We start from the raw sequence: 20,200 nt of genomic DNA, 5'->3' as shown, positions 1-20,200 counted from the left end.
GCTCCCTCATAATGCGATCCTCGCCTCCTTCTGGCCGGCGCCGGTGGCATGAACCACGATCTCGGCCTCCGTCATCGTCTCGCCGCTGACTTCGCCGGCGATGCGGCCGTTTCGCATCACGAGGATGCGGTGGCACACGCCGATCAGTTCCTGCATCTCCGAGGAGATCACGATCACCGCCTTGCCGCCTGTGGCGAGGGCGGCGATGAAGCGGTAGATCTGTTCCTTGGTGCCGATGTCGATGCCGCGTGTCGGCTCGTCGATGATGACGATGCCGGGCTCCAACAGCATCATCTTGGCGAGCAGCAGTTTCTGCTGATTGCCGCCTGAAAGCTGGCCGGCCAGCAGCGTCCTGGAGCGAGCCCGGATGTCGAACTCGGTGAAGGCCTGGTTCAGGGCCGCCCATTCCCTGGCCATGTCGATCAACGGCCCCCGGGTGAAGCGGTCGAGCGCGGCGAGCGTCAGATTGGTGCGAAGGTCCTTGGCGAGGAGCAGGCCCTTGCCCTTGCGATCCTCGCTCAGGTAGACGATGCCGGCGTCCATGGCCTGGCGGGCCTGACGGAACTGCACGGGCTTGCCGTCGATACGCACGGCTCCGGATCCTCCCCGCAGGCCGAGGAGGCCTTCGAACAATTCGGTGCGGCCGGCGCCGACAAGCCCGGCAAAGCCGAGGATCTCACCTTCGTACAGCCTGAAGTTCGTACCGGCGGCATAGCCGGGTACGTCGAAATTCTCTACCTCGAGGACAGCGCGCTCCCGCGTCGGCAGCGTCTTGGGCGGGTAGAGATTTGCCATGTCGCGACCCACCATCAGCCGGGCCATGTCGAGCGGCTGAAGCGATGCCGCCTCGCGCGTGGCGATCCATTTGCCGTCGCGGAGTACGGTGACGCGATCGGCGATCGCCTTCACCTCGTTGAGCTAGAGCACGCCGATGCCCTTGGCGCGAATGGAAGCGATGACCCCGAGCAGCGCCTGCGTCTCTACCGGCGTGAGAGAGGCGGTGGGCTCGTCGAAGACGACGACGCGGTGCGGCACAAGAAGCGCCCTGGCGATCTGCACCAGCTGCCGCTGGGCGATCGAAAGGCGCTCCACCACGCGCGTGGCATCGATATCCGCGCCGAGATTGCGCATCGCGGCGGCCGCGGCTGCATTCATCGACCGATCATCCACCGAAAGGCCCCGCCGGATCTCACGGCCAAGAAAGATATTCTGGGCCGCCGTGAGATGAGGGGCGAGCAGGATTTCCTGATGAACCAGCACGATCCCGCGATGCTCGGCGTCGACCGGGCCGCTGAAATGGACTTCTCCGCCATCGATGGCGAGCGTGCCCTTGCTCGGCTGCAGGTGGCCGGCAAGGATCTTCATCAGGGTGGATTTGCCGGCGCCGTTCTCGCCGATGATGGCATGTACTTCGCCCGCCCTGAGGTCGAGCGAGATATTGCTCAGCACCTCGATGGGGCCGAAGCTTTTGGACAGGGCGCTGGCGGACAGGACGGGAGCATTCCCATCCTGCGGCGCGCCCTCGTTCGCCTCGATCTGAGACAAGATCCATTCCCGGTTGCGTTTCCCGTCCGAGGTGCAGCCGCATTCTATCGTGCGGAATGAGTTACGTACCTCGGAGCATGTTCAGATTAGCCCGCCCGGTGGCGCTGTCAATCTGCGCTGCCCAAGCTGTCGAAACTGTAATCGGGAAATACAGCGGTGGCCGTAGGGCGCTGCTGCAATCTCGCACTATCGCGCCGTCACCCTGCAACCATCGAGGAACAGGCGCACCGCGGCCTGCGTGCGGCGGCGCATCTCGGCCGGCGTCTCGGGAACGCCGAGCAGTGCGCGGCCTCTCGCCCCCTGAACCACCAGCGTGACGAAAAGCTCCGTTGCCATTGGCGCATCCTCGAGCGCGATCTCGCCGCGGGTCTGATAGACCGCCAACACCCGCGTGACGCTGCCGAGCACGCCGAATTTCATCTTGTCGGCGAACAGGCGGCTGACGGCGGGGAAACGCTGAACCTCGTTGATGACGAGGCGATAGAGCGCCAGCGCCTCGGGCTGCGTGGCGGCGACTTCGAGCATCTCGGCGAAGGCCAGCAGGCCTTCCTCGACCGGCGCCGGGCCGACCTCATAGGTGCCGATGAAGGAGAGCCTCTGTTCGATCAGGCGCCTCAGGGCGTCGACGAACAGGTCTCCCTTGTCACGGTAGCGAGCGTAGACGAAGCGCTTGGCGACCCCCGCCTCCTCGGCGATCGTCTCCAGGGAGACGCCGTCGAGGCCGCGGGTGATGAAGTGTCTCGTGGCGGTGTCGAGCAGCGCCTGGTGCCGCCGTTCGGCCTCCGCGCGCGTCGGCCGCCCGCCGGGGCCGCGGCGGAAGGGAGGCTGGGGGGCGATGAGAGACGAGTCGGACATAGTCGATCTATAGGTCGTTCGGGTTGGCGGGTGCAACGCGACGCCTTCTCCGGCCGGTGAGAAGTGCCTCTCGTGTCACACCCTTGTATGCCTCTCCGCCCTTGATCTTGCCTTCATTCGGCGCATAATGCAACGATATCGTTGCGTTGCATTATTATGGTGCCATTGTGAATCGATCCCTCGTCTTCGTCATCATCGCCCTCCTGGCGGCAGGCGCGGCGCTTTTCTGGAAGTTCGAGGGCAATGAGGCCAGCCCCGGCTGGCAGGGCTATGCCGAGGCCGACTACGTGAAAGTGGGGCCGACCCAGCAGGGCACCCTGGTCTCGCTTTCGGTGGGGCGAGGAGACGAGATCAAGGAGGGCGACCCGCTGTTCGCCCAGGACGACACGCAGGACAAGGCGGCCATGGACCAGGCCCGCCAGCAACTCGCCCAGGTGAAGGCGCAGGTTGCCAATCTCCAGGCTGGCGGCAAGGACACGGAGATCCGGCAGGCCGAAGCCAACCTGGTCGACGCCATCGCTACGCGCGACCGTTCGCAAGCCGATTTGCAACGGGCAGAAACACTGCTGAAGAGCGGCAACACGACCTTCCAGAATGTTGATCAGCTGCGTGCGACGGCCGCCTCCGCGGTGGCGAAGGTTTCCGTCGCACAGGCCGCCCTTGCCCAGATCAAGGCCCCGATGGGCCGTCCGGGCGAGATCGAGGCCGAGCAGGCCGCCGTCAGTGCCGCCGAAGCCGCACTCGCGCAGGCTCAATGGCGCTTCGATCAGCGCCATGTCGCCGCACCCGTCGGCGGAAGGGTCGCCGATACGTTGGCATTGCCCGGCGAGACGATCGCTGCCGGTGCGCCCGTCGTCTCCCTGCTGCCGTCCGCAAACATCTTCGTGCGCTTCTTCGTGTCCGAGCCCGATCTTGCGAAACTTCATCGCGGTGACAGCGTGACGATCCGCTGCGACAACTGCCCGGCCGGCCTCATGGGCACCGTCTCCTTCGTGGCGCCGCAGCCGCAATACACGCCGCCGATCATCTACAGCGAGGCGACGAGAGCCAAGCTCGTCTATCTCATCGAGGCACGGCCGAAGCCCGATCAGGCGATGCTTCTGAAGCCGGGCCAGCCCGTTGACGTCCATCCAGCCGGACGCGCGCCCGGCAAGGTAGGTTCATCGTGAGCATGAACGGCTCTCTTCCGCTCGCCATCGATGTCAGGCACCTGCGCAAGAGCTTCGGCGAGCGAAAGGTAGTCGAGGATCTCACGCTGCAGGTGCCGGCAGGCGAGATCTGTGGCTTTCTCGGCGCCAACGGTTCAGGCAAGACCACGACGATCCGCATGCTCTGCGGCCTGCTTACGCCCGATGGCGGGGAAGGGACCTGCCTGGGCTTCGACGTGCTCAAGGAGCCGCTCAAGATCCGCCGGCAGGTGGGCTACATGACGCAGCGCTTCAGCTTCTACGAGGATCTCACCGTGTGGGAAAACCTCGAATTCGTGGCGCGCCTGTATGAAATATCCAACCGCAAGGCTGCGATCGCCGACGTGATGCAGCGCATGGGCATCGCCGACCGCGCAACCCAGCTCGCGGGGCAACTGTCGGGGGGCTGGAAGCAGCGCCTGGCGCTTTCGGCCTGCATCCTTCACGAACCGAGGCTGCTGCTCCTCGACGAGCCGACGGCGGGGGTCGATGCCAAGGCCCGGCGCGAGTTCTGGGACATGATCCACGATCTCGCCGGCAAGGGGCTCACCGTGCTGGTTTCGACCCATTACATGGACGAAGCGGAGCGCTGCCAGCGCATCCTCTATCTCTCGAACGGCCGCATCGTCGTCCAGGGCACCGCGCCGGAAGTGGTCGCCAATGCCAGCCTGATCACCTTCGAGGGCACAGGCGAGGATATCGACGAGGCTTCGCGCCTGCTTCGGCAGGCGCCCGGCGTCGAGGCTGCCGCCGTGTTCGGGCGCTCGCTCCATGTCGCCGGTTCCAACCGCGAGGCCCTGAGGAAAGCGATCGAATCGCTGCCCGAGGCCGCCGCGCTGCATTGGGAGGAAGTCGAACCCCGGCTGGAGGACGTCTTCATCCATCTCCTGAGCCAGTCGGGAGGGTGATCGCGATGGGTTTCTCCTTTGGTCGCTTCATGGCCGTGCTGCGCAAGGAGTGGACGCAGATGCGGCGCGATCCGATGACGCTTCGGCTGATCATCGTCCTGCCGCTCATGCAGCTCTTCCTGTTCGGCTATGCCATCAACTCCGATCCGAAGCACCTGCCGACAGGCCTCCTGTCGGCCGATCATTCCCAATATGAGCGCACTCTGGTTGAGGCGCTGCGCAACACGGGTTATTACGATTTCATTCCCATGAAGTCAGAAGCGGAGGCCGAGCAGGCGATCGCACGCGGCGACGTCCTGTTCGTCCTGAACATCCCGCCGAATTTCGGCCGCTCGATCGATCGGGGCGAAAGCCCTTCCGTGCTGCTCGATGCCGACGCCACCGATCCCACTGCCATCGGCAACGCGACATCGGCGCTTGCCTCTCTCGGCTCGATCTTCGACCGCGACCTGCCGCCAAACATGCGCTCGACCATGGGGAGCCAGCCCTTCCAATTCCAACTGCATGCCCGCTACAATCCCGAGCAGTTGACCGTGCTCAACATCGTGCCCGGACTTATCGGCACCGTGCTGGTGTTCTCGACGCTGATCATCACCACGCTCTCGATCACCAAGGAGCGCGAACGTGGCACGATGGAGAACCTGCTCGCCATGCCGGTCCGGCCGGTGGAGGTGATGCTCGGCAAGATCGTGCCCTATATCGGTATCGGCTATCTGCAGATCATCCTCATCATCTCGATCTCGATCTTTGCCTTCCATCTGCCGGTGCGTGGCTCGATCTCGCTGCTCTTCGTGGCGCTCGGCCTGTTCATCGCCTGCAATCTGGCGCTTGGATTCACCTTCTCCACCGTGTCGGCCACCCAGATGCAGGCCCAGCAGATGGCACAGTTCACGCTGCTCCCCTCGATGATGCTCTCCGGCTTCATGTTCCCGTTCAAGGGCATGCCTGTCTGGGCGCAGTGGCTCGGCGAAATCCTGCCGCTCACCCACGCGCTGAGGATCATCCGCGGCGTGCTCCTCAAGGGCAACGGCTTCCCCGAGATCTGGCCGGAACTCTGGCCGATCGCGCTGTTCGCGCTCTTTACGGGATTCATCGCTGTCTATTTCTACCGCGAGACGCTGGACTAGCTTTCCGGGCGGGATGTCCGCGCACCGGGAAATCTTTCCCTATAGGCGTGCGGCGTGGTTGCGAGTTGCCGGGCGAAGCTGCGCCGCATCGTCTCTTCCGAGCCGAAGCCGCATTGCCGCACGATCGTCTTCAGCGGGGTCTGGGTATCCGCCAGGAGCAACCGTGCCCGCTCCACCCGGAGCCGTTCGACCGCCTGGGCCGGCGGGAGCCCGGTGGCCTGGCGGTAATGGCGCTGAAAGCTGCGCTCGCTCATGTTGCAGCGGGCGGCCAGGGCGAGAATCGACAGATCCTCGCCCAGGTTCTCGCGCATCCAGCCATGCAGCACCTCGAATCGCCCGTCGCCGTTCTGGAGGGCCAGTGCGGCGCTATATTGCGATTGCCCGCCCGGACGCTTGAGAAAGACAACCAGGTCCCGCGCCACCGCCAGGGCCATCGTCCGGCCGAGATCCCTTTCCACCAGCGCGAGCGCGAGATCGATGCCGGCGGTGACGCCGGCCGAGGTCCAGAGCTTGCCGTCCTCGATGAAGATCGGATCGCTCTCGACATGGGCCTGCGGGAAAGACACCGCCAGGAGGGCGCAGGAGTCCCAATGGGTTACGACGCGCCGTCCGTCGAGGAGACCGGCCGCGCCGGCGAGAAAGGCACCGGTGCAGATGGAAGCGACACGGCGTGCATTCGCCGCCTTGCGCGCTATCCAAGCGACCAGTTCTTCGTCCCCGGCGGCCACGTGCACCGCTCGGCCGCCTGCGATCACCAAAGTGTCGCAAGGCTCCTCCGGATCCGGAAGGGGCTCGCTCAGCAAGGTCAGGCCGGCCCAGGCCACGGTCTGGGCGTTCCTCCCGACGATGCGCAGGAGATAGGCGGGCTCCTCTCCCGCGTCTTCGAGCATGCGGTTTGCGGAACCGAAGACCTGCATCGGGCCGGCAATGTCGAGCAGCTGGAAATCCGGAAAGGCCAGGAGATCGATGCGGCGCCGATCGCGAAGCTTTGGCGCAATTTGTGGGTCATGTGTCATTTACGCCAAAGCATGAGGCGATAGCATGAACCTGTCAACACCGGGCGGGCGGACCGGGGTTCCTGACGGGAGTACCGGAGCCCTCGACCCTCGCTCCCCGATTTCTCTGCCGGTGCCGGGGCGAGAGTGCCGCGGCGTTCAACACATCCCGCATCTCCTTTCAGGAAAAGAACCCATGACGCTCGATATAGGCTTCCTCATCTTCCCGAACTTCCAACTCGTTGACCTCGCCGGTCCGTTCGATCTCTTCGCCCAGGTGCCGGGCTGCCGCCTCCATCTGATATGGAAGAACCTCGAGTCCGTCCGCGCCACCAGCGGCTGGGATCTCGCGCCGACCGTGACGCTCGATGCCTGCCCCGTTCTCGACATGCTCTGCATACCCGGCGGCGGCGGCGTCAACGCGCTGATGCAGGATCCCGAAATCCTCGACTTCGTACGGGCACAGGCGAAGACGGTGCGGTATCAGACCTCGGTCTGCACGGGAGCCCTGGTCTGGGGCGCCGCGGGACTGTTGCGCGGCCGGCGGGCGACGACCCACTGGGCTTCGCATCATCTCCTCGCCGGGCTTGGCGCCGTTCCGGTGGAGGAGCGTGTCGTCGTCGACGGCAACCTGATCACGGGAGGCGGCGCTACCGCCGGTATCGACTTCGCGCTGGCCGTGGTTGCACGCCTCAAGGGACAGGAAGAGGCCGAGGCGGCGCAACTCGAGCTCGAATATGCGCCGGCGCCGCCCTTCAACGCCGGTTCGCCGCGCACGGCTCCGGCGGCCGCCGTCGAGCGTGTGCGGCGGGATTCGGCAAGAACCGTTGCCGAACGCGAGCGTATCGTCGCCAGCCTGGGCGTGGCTGCCTGAGGCGGGGTACGAGTGGGAGCCGGCGAGCAGTACCGTCAGGCGCTCGCGGGCTTCTTCCTTGGGCGGGCGGCGACGCGTGCCGAGACGTTCAGCGCAGCGGCGGCGCGGATGAGCGTCTTCAGCGCCTCTTCGTCGATCTCCCCGCTCTCCGTGAAGTCGATGGCACGCCTGGTGTTGCCTTCGAGGCTGGAGTTGAACAGGCCGGAGGGGTCGTCCAGCGAGGCCCCCTTGGCGAAGGTCATCTTCACCACGGTCTTGTAGGTCTCGCCGGTACAGATGATCCCGTCATGCGACCAGACGGGGACACCCCTCCATTTCCACTCCTCGACCACCTCGGGGTCGGCCCGCTTGATGAGATCCCGGAGGCGGGCGAGCATCCTGCCGCGCCAGTCGCCCAATTCCTCGATTCTTCCATCGATCAGTTCGGACGCCGAGGCGGCGTCCTTTTGAGGGTTCTCGCCGCTCCTGCTCTTCGTCATGGTGCTCGTCCCTTTTCGTGGTGGCGGGGATACGTCGCAGCCGGCCCTCAGCCTCGTGCCTGCTTATAGTTTCTCGCCGGGCAATCGGCTGGCTTGCCTGACCCACGAGACCAATCGGGCCTCGTCGAGCAGATCGCTTTCGCGGATGTCGAGATAGCGCGTGTCCTTGCTCCGGGACGGCCCCGGAGGAACGGGTTGCAGCGACGTGCCACGAAAAAAGGCCACCTTGATGGAATTCGTGAAGCAATGAATGCCGAGGAACCAGCCCTGGCCATCCACTCCGTAGAGTGGCGAATTCCATCTGACGGCCTTGCGCACGCCGGGCACGGCGCGCGTGATGACGGCGTCGAGGCGATGGCCGACAGCTCGTTTCCAGCCGGGCATGGCCTCAATATAGGCTTGCACGGGTGCGTCCCCGTCATCCTTGGCGATCTGTGGGTTGCCGCCCGCAAGGAGGGGAGGGCCCGGGTCCGCCGGACTCCCGGGCTTTCCGCCGACCATGGGCTCCTCCTAGGATCCCCAGCGCTGTTCGACGCGATCATTCATACCGCTCTCTCCAGGAGTTGTTCCAGCTTGGTGAGGAACTCCTGCCACCCCGCCTTGGCTCCCCCGAATGCCTGCTTTTGATCCGGCCGGAAGCCCGACTGCTCCATGCGCAGGAGGGTTCCCGTGCTGGTCGCCGTGAGCGTGAAGGTCACCACGCTCCTCAGATCGTAGGCCGGGTCGTCATGTGTGAAGTTCCAAGTATAGGACAGTTTCTTCTCCGTCTCGACAGCGAGGACTTCGCAATCCAGCACGCCGCCCCAGTCCCCGCGAAGGTTGAAGCGATGGCCCAAGGCAGCGTTGAAGTCGTTCTTCATCAGCCACTCCTCGATCAGGTGCGGCTGCGTGAGCGCACGCCAGATCTTCGCCGGAGGATGGGCTATCTCGCGCTCGACGACGACGGAGCGGAATTGGGTTGCGATGTCGTTCATTGGTCCATCCTCTTGAGAAGATCTTCGAGACGATCGAACCGGCTCTGCCAGAAACCCGCCATCTGGCTCGTCCAGTCGACCAATGGGGCGAGTGCGCCGAGTTGCGCGCTGTAATGTGTCTGGCGGCCTTCGTGGCGGTCCCTTACCAGCCCCGCCTGCTTGAGGACGCCGAGGTGCTTGGAAACGGCCGGCTGCGAAATGCCGGCGCGGGCCGTCAAGGCTCCGACTGTCTGCTCTCCCTCCCTGCATAGCCGCTCGAAGATCGCGCGGCGGCTCGGATCGGCCAGCGTCCTGAAGAGGATATCGTGAGGTTCTGTCATTTCGGATCGCATAGCCATCGGGATATGGATTTACCTATAACCGTATAGATATATGTTGGTCAAGGGGCGGTACATGGAACTCTTCCATGCATGAACTAAGTGCCGATATATCGACTTTGCGAGGCGTATTCAGCGCCAACTACATTGTTGGCGAGTCTGTAACACATATCCAATAAGTTATTCATTTTCCGTGATTGGCCACCCTCGCGGCTGGCCCGAACGAGGCGGGCCACGCTCCCGGACCTCGCTGCCCGCAATCGGCTTCCGGGAGTCGCGCTTCGAAAAATCGAGGCGGGCTTGTCTTTCGTACAGTCTCACTTTACACTTCGTTCAGTGGAGGGAGCTTTGGCATGTCCGCACCGGCAGGTCGTCACGCGCGTTCGGGGCAGATGACGGAGGCGCATGGCTCCCTGCCTGCCGGAGAGATCCTCGGCGCCCGACTGAAGAGCCTTCGCCTGTCGCGGCGCTTGTCCCTTCGCCAGCTCGCCGAGGTCACGGGAAGCAGCGCGAGCTTCATCAGCCAGCTCGAGCGCGGTTTGACGGGAGCCAGCACCGCCTCGCTCAACCAGATCGCGGCGGCCCTCGGGGTGAGCGTCGCCATGCTCTTCGAGGAACCCTCCGCCTCGACCCATGGCGCCCTGCGACGGGGCCAGCGACCCAGCCTGCCGCCCAGCTACGGTTGCCAGAAGATGCTGCTGTCGAGACAGCCCCTCGCCGGCATGGAGGTCTATGTCGGCGATTTCGACATCGGAGGCTCGACCGGCCCCGATCGCTACACCCATGGCGATGCTCACGAGATGCTGGTGGTGCTCCGCGGCGTGGTCGAAGTCTCGCTTGGCGATGCGCTCCACGTGCTCGAGGAGGGCGACAGCATCGAATACACCACCTCGACGCCGCACCGCACGGAAAACATCGGGGCCGGGCGGGCGGAGGTCATGTGGATCATCGCGCCGCCGACATCCGCCCGCACGGAACTGGACCAATACACGGCCTTGAAGAAGCCCGCGAACAGGCCTGTCAAAAATGAGCCGGGTAACAGTGGAAAGAGGGAAGCATCATCATGAAGAGATCCGCGTTCTGTTTGCTCGCCGCAGCCATGGCGGTCGGCCTGATGACGAGCGCTGCTTCGGCGGCGGACAAGCCGTCCGCCGGGGCGGTCGTCGAAGGGGCGCTCAAGGGAAAGACGGTGACGTTCGTTTCCTATGGCGGGATCTACCAGGACGGCCAGATCGCCGCGCTGAAGGAATTCGTCGAGAAGTCGGGCGTGAATCTGCTGAGCGACGGCCCGACCGAGACCGCCAAGCTCCAGGCGCAGGTGGAATCAGGAAACGTGACCTGGGACGTCGTGGATACCTCCGACCTGCCGCCCTTCGTCTATTGCGGCAAGCTGTTCCAGAAGCTCGATCCGGCCAAGCTCGACATGTCGCACATTCCTGCTGGACAGGTCGGGGAATGCTCGGTGCCGGCCATGAACTATGGTGTGGTCCTGATGTACAACAAGGAGAAATACAAGGACAACCCGCCGCAGGGCGTCGCCGATTTCTTCGATGCCAAGAAGTTTCCGGGCGTGCGAGCGCTCGACGGTTCGGGTGATCCGAGCGGCGGCTTCCTCGAACTGGCCTTCAAGGCGGCCGGCGGCGATCCCAAGACCATGACGGCGGCCGATATCGACAAGGCCATCGCCAAGGTGAAGGAACTCGGCCCCGACACGATCTTCTGGAAGACGGGCGCCGAGTCCCAGCAGCTCGCCGAGTCCGGCGAAGCCGACATGATCATGATGTGGACCGGCCGCGCGATGACGGCCGTCAAGAACGGCGCCAAATATGCGCCCGCCTGGCAGGACTGGCTGGTTGTCATGGATCAGATGACCATTCCGGTCGGCGTCAAGGACACCGATGCCGCCTATGCTCTCCTCAACGCCTATCTGGGCAAGGGCGCACAGGAGATCCTGTCCGAGAAGACCTCCTACACGCCCATCAACAACGAAGCCCAGCCGAAGGTCGACGCCTCCGTGGCGGCATTCCTGACGAACACGCCGGAGCGCCAGAAGCAGGGGTACCAGCAGAACATCAAGTTCTGGGTGGAGAACTACGCCGCTTCGCAGGAGAAGTGGTCCGCCTTGCTGGCGGGTAACTGAGTCGCTACCGGGGAGCCGATGTCGTGAACGCGACGGGATCAACCATCCAGCCCGCCGCCCGTGTGGGGAGAGGGCGAAGGTCGAAGGCCTTCGCGCTTACCCTCCCGGCGCTTGCCCTGCTGATCCTGGTGATGGGCTATCCCCTCGTCACCATCGTTCTCCGCAGCCTCTCCGATCCGGCCTGGGGCATCCAGAACTATGAATGGTTTTTCGCCACGCCCCTCAATCTCGTCGTCCTCCAGCGGACATTCTTCATTTCCGCCTGCGTGACGCTCGTCTGCATCCTTGCCGCCTACCCCTATGCCTATCTGATGACGGCGGTGGGTCCGAAGATCCGGCTCGTGATGATCCTCTGCGTCCTGATCCCGTTCTGGGTCAGCGGCGTGGTGCGTACCCTGTCCTGGGTCCTGCTGCTGCAGGACTCCGGCGTGATAAACTCGCTTCTCAAGAGCGCGGGGCTGGACACCATACGCCTGATCCGGACGCCCACCGGGGTGGTGATCGGCATGACCCAGGTCCTGCTGCCCTTCATGATCCTGCCGCTCTATTCGGTCATGAAGGAAATCGACCTCCGGCTGATGCGCGCGGCGAAGAGCCTGGGAGCCGGCCCGCTGCGTGCCTTCTTCACCGTCTACCTGCCGCTGTCGCTGCCGGGCGTCTATGCCGGCGCCATCATCGTCTTCATTCTGGCGCTCGGCTTCTACATCACGCCGGCCCTTCTTGGCGGTCCGCGCTCCACGATGCTCTCGACGCTGGTTCAGAACCAGGTCCTCAGCCTCCTGCAATGGGGCCGGGGCGGTGCGATGGGCGTGGTGCTCCTCATCGCGACATTCCTCCTGCTGGCGCTGGCCGCGCCCGTCATGCGCCAGAAATACAAGACGGGAGCGCGGCGCTGATGCTGATGAGACCGCTTCCCAGGGTGGTGCTCGGCCTGGTCTGCCTCATGGTGGCAATATGGCTGGTGGCGCCGACCCTCGTCGTCATCCCGATGTCCTTCAACGCCAACAAGTCGCTCGCCTTCCCGCCCCGAGGCTTTTCCTGGCAATGGTACGAGAACTTCGCGACCAACGCCGAATGGTCGACGAGCTTCCTCAATTCGCTGCAGGTCGCCTGCATCGTGGCGGTGCTGGCCACCGTGCTCGGCACGCTGGCGGCCTTCGGCCTCGACCGCATGAGCGCCCGCCCCGCCGGACTGCTGCGCATGATCCTCCTCACCCCCATGGTCGTTCCGGGAGTGGTGCTGGCGATCGGGATCTATGCCGTCTATCTCGACGCCCATCTCGTAGGTACCCTGCCGGGCTTTGTCCTGGCCCATACGGTGCTGGCGCTTCCCTTCGTTCTGATCGCGGTCTCGGCCAGCCTCGAAGTGTTCGACAAGCGGCTGGAAACGGCCGCCGCGAGCCTGGGCGCCGGCGCTCTCACCACTTTCCGCACCATTACCCTGCCGCTCATCGCACCTGGTATCCTCTCGGGTTTGTTGTTCGCCTTCGCGACCTCCTTCGACGAGATCATCGTGTCTCTCTTCATCACCAGCCCGTTCCTCAAGACGCTGCCGGTGCAGATCTACACGTCGATCACCCGTGATGCCGATCCTACCGTCGCTGCTGTCGGCACCATCCTGCTGATTGCCACCTCGATGTTGATCGGCGGAGGCATGCTGCTCCTCGGCCGCGAGCGAAAGGGACGAACATGAACGAGGGCAAGACGGGTCGCGGCGCGGCGATAGACATCCGGGACGTCACGAAGTCCTATGGCAGCTTCAAGGCGCTCGACGGCGTGTCGCTCCATGTCGAGCCCGGCGAGTTCATGACGCTGCTCGGCCCGAGCGGCTCGGGAAAGACGACCACGCTCAACGTAGTCGCCGGCTTCACGGACGTGACCACCGGCACATTGCTGGTCGGGGGGCGGGACGTCGTGGGCGTTCCTGCGGACAAGCGGAACATTGGAGTCGTGTTCCAGCACTATGCGCTGTTCCCCCACATGAGCGTAGGCCGCAACGTGGCCTATCCGCTCGGATTGCGTGGCGTCGGCAGGGCGGACAGGGAAAAGCGCGTCAGACAGGCGCTGGACATGGTCAAGATGAGCGACTTCGCCCATCGCTATCCCAGCGAACTCTCGGGTGGGCAGCAGCAGAGGGTGGCGCTGGCACGGGCTCTCGTCTTCGATCCGCCGCTGCTGCTGATGGACGAGCCGCTCGGCGCACTCGACAAGAAACTGCGGGAATGGCTGCAGCTCGAGATAAAACGCATCCATCGCGAACTCGGCACGACCTTCATCTATGTCACGCACGACCAGGAGGAAGCGCTGGTGCTTTCGGACCGCATCGCGGTCTTCAACGGTGGGCACATCGAACAGGTCGGGACCGGGCGGGAACTTTATGACGAGCCGGCCACCTTGTTCGTCGGGCGCTTCATCGGCGATTCGACGGTCCTGCGCGGGGAGGTCCTCAGGGGCGGCGAGGGCACTTGCCTGCGCATCGCCGGCGAGACCGTGGCCACGCCGCGGCGGATCAACGGCAACGGCACGCCGGTCATGCTGCTGCGGCCAGAAAAGCTGACCATCCGCCGTCGCGGCCAGCCGGCCACGCATGCGCAGAACCGGCTTTCGGGCACGGTCACGGAAGCGATCTATCTGGGGTCCGGGTCGAAATACGAGGTACGGCTGGCTGACGGCTCGACCGCGATCGTCCGATCTTCCCTGGCGGATGAAAGCTTCGGCATCGGGGACGACGTCGCGCTCTGTTTCGAGGGCGTCGACGTCAAGCTGCTGCCGGACGATGCCAGTGCCGACACGTCATTGACTTGACCCCGTCAATCCACTCTTCGAAAGGCTCCGACCATGCGCGTCGAACGTAACGGCGATATTTCCTTCTGGTATGCGGATATCGGAGGCATCCCGGCGCCGCGAGCCCCGCTTCCGGGTGATATCGACGCCGACGTGGCCATCGTTGGCGCCGGGTTCACCGGTCTGTGGACCGCCTATTATCTCAAGAAGGCACAGCCCTCGCTGCGGATCGCGATCGTCGAGCGCGAATTCGCAGGGTTCGGTGCATCGGGACGGAACGGGGGGTGGCTGTCGGGCGGCTTCGGCTGGTCGCGCGAGAAGTACCTGAAGACATCGAGCCGCCCGGCTGTCGTCGCGATGCAGGCGGCGATGGCCGGTACCGTCGACGAGGTCATCCGCGTCACCGAGGCCGAAGGCATCGACGCCGACATCAGGCGTGTCGACAACCTGACCGTCGCGACGAACGCGGCGCAATTGGAGCGGGTTCGGGAAGAACACAAGGAACTCCTCGCCTGGGACGTCGATCCCGCCCGCATCGAGATCCTGGACGCCGCGGCAGCGCGGGCGCGCATCGACATACGCAACGTGATGGGGGCTCTCGTCGTCCATGGGCAGGCCCGCGTGCAGCCCGCCAAGCTCGTCAGGGGCCTGGCGGCGATGGTCGAGCGCCTGGGTGTCGGCATCTACGAGCAGACCACCGTGACTGCCATAGCCAAGGGCAGCGTCACCACCAACCGTGGCACGGTCCGCGCCGGAACCATCGTGCGGGCGACCGAAGGTTTCACCGCGGGCATCCCCGGCGAGGAAAGGACCTGGCTCGCGCTCAACAGCGCACAGATCGTGACCGAGCCGCTTCCCCCGAGCCTCTGGAAGGAGATCGGATGGGAAGGCCATGAGTTGCTCGGGAACACCGCCCACGCCTATTGCTACGCCCAGCGCACCCGAGAGGGGCGTATCACCATGGGCGGGCGCGGCGTGCCCTATCGCTACGGTTCGCGGACCGACATCAACGGCGCGACCCAGCAGGCCACGATCGATCAGCTCTATGCGATCCTCACTTCCCTCCTCCCGCAGACATCCAGGCTCCGCATCGAGCATGCCTGGTGCGGCGTGCTCGGTGTCCCTCGCGACTGGTGCACGACCGTCGGGCTCGATCCGCAGAGCCGCATCGGATGGGCGGGCGGCTATGTCGGCCTCGGGGTGTCGAGCTCCAACCTTTCCGGGCGCACGCTCTGCGACCTGGTGCTCGGCCGCGAGACGGATCTTGTTCGGCTGCCCTGGGTCAATCGCTCGGTCAGGCCATGGGAACCCGAGCCGTTCCGCTGGCTGGGCGTGCATTCGATGTACCAGCTCTACCGGCTGGCGGATCAGCGGGAGGAGAGCGGTCTTGCCCACACCTCGAAACTTGCGGCGCTGGCCGACCGGATCACAGGCCATTGATGGATATGGAGCCTACCTTGATCGACCTCAGGACGTTTCTGAATCTCGCGGACATAGACCTCGGTCCCGCCCTTCCCAAGCCGACCTCGTTCGAGGGCCAGCAGGTGGAGGCGGCGCAGACGCTCTACCGTTCGGACGACGGTGCCTTCGAGGTCGGGGTCTGGGAGTGCAGCCCCGGCCGTTTCACGGCCGACCGGACGGCTTCGTCGGAAACCTGCCATATCATCAGCGGCCGGGTGGAGATGCGAACGCCGCAGGGCGAGAGCCGGGAACTCGTCGCGGGCGACTTGCTGGTGCTGCCCCTGGGCTGGAAGGGTGAATGGCGCATCGTCGAGACGACCCGAAAGCTCTATCTGATCCATCGTCCCCAGGCGGACTAGGGCGGCCTGGGTATCGCCCCAGGCAAATGCGCTGAGCGGAAAAGGTGAAAAGCAGGCGGCCACCGGCGGGTGACCGCCTGCTTTTCTTTGTTCGTGTCGCAGGAAGCACGGGATTTTGGGGCGATATGAGCCCCGCAAAACCCATCCTCGCCGGGTTGGCGATGGCACCTCAAAAAAACACTTGCGTAATCTATCTTTCGATATATCTTAAGAGTCATCTTAAAGATGCAACGAAAGGTATAACGCATGTTTGGACGACATCATGATGCGCCCTGGGGGCGCGAGAATTTCCGGGGATGGGGCCGCGGCCGGGAGCGCGATTGCGCACCGCCCGGCGGCCGCTGGGGCCGTGGGGGCTTCGGTGGCGGGCCCGGCGGCTTCTTTGGCCGGGGCGGCTTTGGCGAACGGGCGGGCCGCGTCTTCGGACACGGCGACCTGCGACTCGTCATCCTGGCGCTGATCGCCGAGAAGCCGCGCCATGGCTACGATCTCATCCGCGCCATCGAGGAGAAGTTCGGCGGGGCCTACGCTCCCAGCCCCGGCGCAGTCTATCCCACGCTGACCATGCTGGAGGAGCAGGACTACATCCGCGCCGAAGCTTCGGAAGGAACAAAGAAGCTCTACACCATCACCCCCGAGGGCGAAGCCTTCCTGGCGGAGAACCGCGACGCGGTCGACGGCGTGATGGCTCGCATGGACCTCGCCGCCAGCGCTTTCGCCAGCCATTCCACCCCGGACATGGTACGCGAGGCCTACCGCACCCTCAAGCACGCGCTGCATATGCGCCGCGGGCCGTGGACGCAGGCCGAGGCTGAAAGGGTCCGCGCCATAATCGAGAAGGCGGCCCGCGACATCGTGGGCAGCGGAGAGGAAAGCTGAGGACTCTTTCTTAAGCCCTCATCGGTCTGGCTCGGCGAACTCCTGAGTTCGTCGCTGGTACAGAAGATACTAGGATAAAACTGGGTCTTCCCCGGCTCGGCCGATCGGTTACTCACAGGAACGGCAGGGCCGTTCGTTTGGTTTTTTGCCGTTCATATTCAAGTCATTTCCCGGTCGGCCCCAGGCCGGCCGGGCATTTTGTGTTTGTGGTACCGTCATGAATGCCGCCACTCTCGATGGCCTGCCCAACCCCCAGCGTGCCTTTGCTTTCCTGACCATCGGCATCGCGCTCACCATGGCCGTGCTGGACGGCGCCATCGTCAATGTCGCTCTGCCCTCGATCTCGACGGAACTGGCGATATCGCCGGCGGATGCGATCTGGGTGGTCACCGCCTATCAGCTTGCCGTCACGGTTTCGTTGCTGCCGCTCGCCTCGCTTGGCGACATCATCGGTTACAAGCGCATCTACTGGTGCGGCCTGGCGGTGTTCACCGTGGCTTCCTTCGCCTGCGCAAACGCCCAAACGCTGGCCTCCCTCGCCGTGGCTCGTGTGGTGCAAGGGGTGGGTGCGGCGGGCATCATGAGCGTGAACATCGCCCTGGTGCGCTATATCTTCCCCAAGGCCCTGCTGGGAACGGGGGTCGGATATACGGCGCTGGTGGTGGCGGTATCCTCCGCGGCCGGCCCGAGCGTCGCCTCCGCCATCCTCACCGTCGCCTCTTGGCAATGGCTGTTCCTGGTCAACGTGCCCCTCGGCATCGTCGCGCTCATCATCGCCGCCCGGACCCTGCCGCAGACGCCAGCCTCCGGCCACGCCTTCGACTGGACCAGCGCTCTCCTCAACGCCGTCACCTTCGGCCTCCTGATTGCCGGCCTCGATGCCTTCTCCGACGCGGACGGCAATGTCCGCGCCCTGCTGATGATCCTGGTCGCTGCCATTGCGGGCGCCGTGCTGGTCTGGCGTTCGCTGAAGCTCGCCGTGCCGATGCTGCCGGTCGATCTCCTGCGCAGGCCGGTCTTCGCCCTCTCGATGGCGACCTCGATGTGTTCCTTCGCCGCGCAGAACATGGCCTATATTGCGCTGCCGTTTTTCTTCGAGCGCACGCTTGGCCGTTCGGAGGCCGCCACTGGCTTTCTGATGACACCCTGGCCGCTGATGACGGCGCTGATCTCGCCGATGGCAGGCCGCCTGTCGGACAAGCTCGCACCCGAAAGGCTCGGCAGCGCCGGGCTGCTCATCCTCGCCGTCGGTCTGGCGTGCGTGGCGACCATGGGTGAAGCCCCCACGGGCTTCGACATCGCCTGGCGCCTCGCTATTTGCGGCTTCGGCTTCGGCCTGTTCCAGTCGCCCAACAACCGCATCATCATCGCCAGCGCTCCGCGCGAGCGCTCGGGCGGGGCTAGTGGATTGCAGTCGACGGGACGCCTTCTCGGCCAGTCGATGGGCGCTGCCCTGGTGGCGATCGTCTTCGGACTGGTGGCGGGCGGGCATACCACGCTGATCGCCTGGATCGGCGCCGGGCTGTCGCTTGTCGGGGCACTCTCCAGCGGCTTCCGCAAGACGGCGTAGCTTGGGACGTCTTCCCGGGATCGCGGGCGTCCCGCCTGGCCCTATGCCCCCTTGTCTCCGACAGCAGGCGAGGGGCCTGCGATCCCGAGAGGCTCCCGTGCCCCTTGTCGCAGTTTGAATATCGTATGTCCCAGGTGCGACAGCGTCGCGAGGGTGTGTCAGGCTACCTCGCATTAAGAAGCGTTCTATAGTAATTCCGTGCTTCACCCCCAGTGCAGGAACCGCAAGACATGTCCGACGGCGATCTCGATCTGAACTCTCTTCCTGATGATGAGCTTGTCGAACAGATGCACGACGACCTCTATGACGGTCTCGCGGACGAGGTCGTGGAAGGCGTCGAAATCCTGCTGAAACGCGGCTGGACCCCCTACGACGTGCTCACGAAGGCGCTCGTCGAGGGCATGCGCATCGTCGGCATCGATTTCCGCGACGGCATTCTGTTCGTCCCGGAAGTGCTGATGTCCGCCAACTCGATGAAGGCCGGCATGAACGTGCTCCGCCCGCTGCTTGCGGAAACCGGGGCGCCGAAGGTTGGCAAGATGGTGATCGGTACCGTCAAGGGCGACATCCATGACATCGGCAAGAACCTCGTCACCATGATGATGGAAGGCGCCGGCTTCGAGGTGATCGACCTCGGCATCAACAACCCGGTCGAGAACTATCTCGAGGCGCTGGCGAAGCACCAGCCGGAAATTCTCGGCATGTCCGCTCTCCTGACCACGACCATGCCCTATATGAAGGTCGTGATCGACACGATGAAGGAAAAGGGCATTCGCTCCGACTATATCGTGCTGGTCGGCGGCGCGCCGCTGAACGAAGCCTTCTCGGAGGCCGTTGGCGCCGACGCCTATTGCCGCGATGCCGCCATCGCGGTGGAAATGGCCAAGTCCCTGATCGGCAAGCGCCAGGGCATGGCCGGCGCGTGAGGAGGAGCGGTCTCCGACTGTCCGTTTTGGTCGGCGGCTGACACTCCTGCGGCGCCGGTCCTTGGAGAGCATGATGACCGACGCCTCGACTGAGACACCCCGCAAGACGCTGGTGATCGCCTGCGGGGCCCTGGCGCGCGAGTTTCTGGCAGTCAAGCAGGCCAATGGCTGGGATCATCTGGAGATCACCTGCCTGCCTGCAATCTGGCACAATTATCCGCAGAAGATTCCGGACGGCGTGCGGCGCAAGATCCGGGCGAACCGCGCCAGCTATGATGAAATCCTGGTGCTCTACGGCGATTGCGGGTCCGGCGGTATCCTCGACGAGGTTCTCAAGGAGGAGGGCGTCGAGCGCATCGACGGCCCGCACTGCTACTCCTTCTTCGCCGGCGCCGAGGTCTTCGACAAGATGCAGGATGACGAAATCGGCACCTTCTACCTGACCGATTTTCTCGTTCGCCACTTTGATCGCTTCGTGATCAAGGGGCTGAAGCTCGACAAGCACCCGCAACTGCTGCCCATGTATTTCGGCAACTACAAGCGCGTGATGTTCCTGGTACAGGTGCCCGACAAGACGCTGGAGAAGAAGGCACATGCGGCCGCGGCTCGGCTGGGCCTGCCGCTGGAAATCCACTACACAGGGCTTGGCGGCATAGAGGCCTTCATGAAGCCGCGCGCGGCCGCAGGGTAAGCCCCGGCCCACGCGTTTGCGGCGCGATCCCTGCAATGCCGATTTAAGGGTACCGCTTTCCTTTCTTTTGCTGTATGGCAGCGCCCCGAATTCCCTCCATACTCCCCGACCCTTCATACCCAGGTACGA

21 protein-coding genes and 1 pseudogene are annotated in these 20,200 nt (G+C 64.5%); 15 read left to right on the top strand and 7 right to left on the bottom strand.

All coding sequences use genetic code 11. The features are described from left to right. Window positions 1-6: 6 nt before the first annotated feature. Together AC6H34_RS06075 and AC6H34_RS06070 are read right to left on the bottom strand one after the other, a co-directional pair. Window positions 7-1,536 (bottom strand): annotated as a pseudogene (locus AC6H34_RS06075) (sugar ABC transporter ATP-binding protein). A 195-nt stretch (window positions 1,537-1,731) separates the two neighbouring features. Then, complete coding sequence (locus AC6H34_RS06070) at window positions 1,732-2,400, bottom strand: TetR/AcrR family transcriptional regulator (RefSeq protein WP_448150865.1); 669 nt, start codon at window positions 2,398-2,400, stop codon at window positions 1,732-1,734. A 167-nt stretch (window positions 2,401-2,567) separates the two neighbouring features. On the opposite strand from AC6H34_RS06070, the gene AC6H34_RS06065 reads away from it, so the two are divergent. From AC6H34_RS06065 to AC6H34_RS06055, 3 genes are read left to right on the top strand one after another with little or no spacing between them, the layout of a single operon-like run. Further along, complete coding sequence (locus tag AC6H34_RS06065) at window positions 2,568-3,569, top strand: HlyD family secretion protein (RefSeq protein WP_497538205.1); 1,002 nt, start codon at window positions 2,568-2,570, stop codon at window positions 3,567-3,569. Window positions 3,570-3,571: 2 nt separating this feature from the next. Further along, window positions 3,572-4,495 carry an ABC transporter ATP-binding protein gene (locus AC6H34_RS06060; RefSeq protein ID WP_448150867.1) on the top strand — a complete coding sequence of 308 codons (924 nt, stop codon included), beginning with the start codon at window positions 3,572-3,574 and terminating at the stop codon, window positions 4,493-4,495. A gap of 5 nt (window positions 4,496-4,500) precedes the next feature. Then, window positions 4,501-5,622 carry an ABC transporter permease gene (locus tag AC6H34_RS06055; protein WP_448150868.1) on the top strand — a complete coding sequence of 374 codons (1,122 nt, stop codon included), beginning with the start codon at window positions 4,501-4,503 and terminating at the stop codon, window positions 5,620-5,622. On the opposite strand, the gene AC6H34_RS06050 is transcribed toward AC6H34_RS06055, so the two are convergent. Continuing rightward, window positions 5,619-6,638 (bottom strand): GlxA family transcriptional regulator, encoded by a 1,020-nt coding sequence (locus AC6H34_RS06050; RefSeq protein WP_497538204.1) that lies wholly within the window; start codon window positions 6,636-6,638, stop codon window positions 5,619-5,621. The genes AC6H34_RS06055 and AC6H34_RS06050 overlap by 4 nt on opposite strands. 175 nt (window positions 6,639-6,813) lie before the next feature. On the opposite strand from AC6H34_RS06050, the gene AC6H34_RS06045 reads away from it, so the two are divergent. Continuing rightward, a complete protein-coding gene (locus tag AC6H34_RS06045) occupies window positions 6,814-7,491 on the top strand; it encodes a DJ-1/PfpI family protein (RefSeq protein ID WP_497538203.1) in 678 nt (225 codons plus the stop codon). 35 nt (window positions 7,492-7,526) lie between these two features. Here AC6H34_RS06045 and AC6H34_RS06040 read toward each other — a convergent pair whose 3' ends face one another. The 4 genes from AC6H34_RS06040 to AC6H34_RS06025 all read right to left on the bottom strand — a co-directional run bounded on the left by AC6H34_RS06040 (window position 7,527) and on the right by AC6H34_RS06025 (window position 9,264). Continuing rightward, a complete protein-coding gene (locus tag AC6H34_RS06040; RefSeq protein WP_497538202.1) occupies window positions 7,527-7,970 on the bottom strand; it encodes a DUF1801 domain-containing protein in 444 nt (147 codons plus the stop codon). A 63-nt stretch (window positions 7,971-8,033) separates the two neighbouring features. Further along, a complete protein-coding gene (locus AC6H34_RS06035; protein WP_497538201.1) occupies window positions 8,034-8,471 on the bottom strand; it encodes a DUF1801 domain-containing protein in 438 nt (145 codons plus the stop codon). 41 nt (window positions 8,472-8,512) lie between these two features. Continuing rightward, a complete protein-coding gene (locus AC6H34_RS06030) occupies window positions 8,513-8,944 on the bottom strand; it encodes an SRPBCC family protein (RefSeq protein WP_497538200.1) in 432 nt (143 codons plus the stop codon). Beyond that, complete coding sequence (locus AC6H34_RS06025) at window positions 8,941-9,264, bottom strand: ArsR/SmtB family transcription factor (protein WP_497538199.1); 324 nt, start codon at window positions 9,262-9,264, stop codon at window positions 8,941-8,943. Before AC6H34_RS06025 ends, AC6H34_RS06030 begins: the two co-directional genes overlap by 4 nt. Before the next feature lie 350 nt (window positions 9,265-9,614). Between AC6H34_RS06025 and AC6H34_RS06020 the strand changes: the two genes are divergently transcribed. The 11 genes from AC6H34_RS06020 (at window position 9,615) to AC6H34_RS05970 (ending at window position 20,071) form a co-directional block, all read left to right on the top strand. Next, window positions 9,615-10,328, top strand: coding sequence for a helix-turn-helix domain-containing protein (locus AC6H34_RS06020; protein WP_448150875.1), 714 nt, complete (start codon window positions 9,615-9,617; stop codon window positions 10,326-10,328). Continuing rightward, the gene (locus AC6H34_RS06015; protein WP_497538198.1) at window positions 10,325-11,401 is read left to right on the top strand and encodes an extracellular solute-binding protein; all 1,077 of its coding nucleotides are present in this window, start codon (window positions 10,325-10,327) and stop codon (window positions 11,399-11,401) included. The genes AC6H34_RS06020 and AC6H34_RS06015 overlap by 4 nt, the downstream gene beginning before the upstream one ends. A gap of 23 nt (window positions 11,402-11,424) precedes the next feature. Beyond that, window positions 11,425-12,297 carry an ABC transporter permease gene (locus tag AC6H34_RS06010; protein WP_497538197.1) on the top strand — a complete coding sequence of 291 codons (873 nt, stop codon included), beginning with the start codon at window positions 11,425-11,427 and terminating at the stop codon, window positions 12,295-12,297. Continuing rightward, entirely contained in the window at window positions 12,297-13,094 is a 798-nt protein-coding gene (locus tag AC6H34_RS06005) for an ABC transporter permease (RefSeq protein ID WP_448150878.1), read from the top strand. Before AC6H34_RS06010 ends, AC6H34_RS06005 begins: the two co-directional genes overlap by 1 nt. Beyond that, on the top strand, window positions 13,091-14,206 hold the full coding sequence (locus AC6H34_RS06000) for an ABC transporter ATP-binding protein (RefSeq protein ID WP_448150879.1): 1,116 nt from the start codon (window positions 13,091-13,093) through the stop codon (window positions 14,204-14,206). Before AC6H34_RS06005 ends, AC6H34_RS06000 begins: the two co-directional genes overlap by 4 nt. 33 nt (window positions 14,207-14,239) lie before the next feature. Next, a complete protein-coding gene (locus tag AC6H34_RS05995; RefSeq protein WP_448150880.1) occupies window positions 14,240-15,625 on the top strand; it encodes an NAD(P)/FAD-dependent oxidoreductase in 1,386 nt (461 codons plus the stop codon). Between the two features lie 17 nt (window positions 15,626-15,642). Then, window positions 15,643-16,005, top strand: a complete 363-nt coding sequence (locus AC6H34_RS05990) for a cupin domain-containing protein (protein WP_448150881.1) — start codon at window positions 15,643-15,645, stop codon at window positions 16,003-16,005. Window positions 16,006-16,251: 246 nt separating this feature from the next. Then, a complete protein-coding gene (locus AC6H34_RS05985) occupies window positions 16,252-16,884 on the top strand; it encodes a PadR family transcriptional regulator (RefSeq protein ID WP_448150882.1) in 633 nt (210 codons plus the stop codon). 217 nt (window positions 16,885-17,101) lie between these two features. Then, window positions 17,102-18,454, top strand: coding sequence for an MFS transporter (locus AC6H34_RS05980; protein ID WP_497538196.1), 1,353 nt, complete (start codon window positions 17,102-17,104; stop codon window positions 18,452-18,454). 230 nt (window positions 18,455-18,684) lie between these two features. Beyond that, window positions 18,685-19,380: a corrinoid protein gene (locus AC6H34_RS05975; RefSeq protein ID WP_448150884.1), complete on the top strand. Its 696-nt coding sequence runs from the start codon at window positions 18,685-18,687 to the stop codon at window positions 19,378-19,380. A gap of 61 nt (window positions 19,381-19,441) precedes the next feature. Further along, the gene (locus AC6H34_RS05970; RefSeq protein ID WP_448150885.1) at window positions 19,442-20,071 is read left to right on the top strand and encodes a DUF1638 domain-containing protein; all 630 of its coding nucleotides are present in this window, start codon (window positions 19,442-19,444) and stop codon (window positions 20,069-20,071) included. Window positions 20,072-20,200 lie beyond the last annotated feature (129 nt).

The sequence above is a fragment of the Labrys sp. ALF-8 genome (assembly GCF_059699065.1).
The sequence above is the reverse complement of the archived record's forward strand: the minus strand, read 5'-3'. Positions and strand labels throughout refer to the sequence as shown.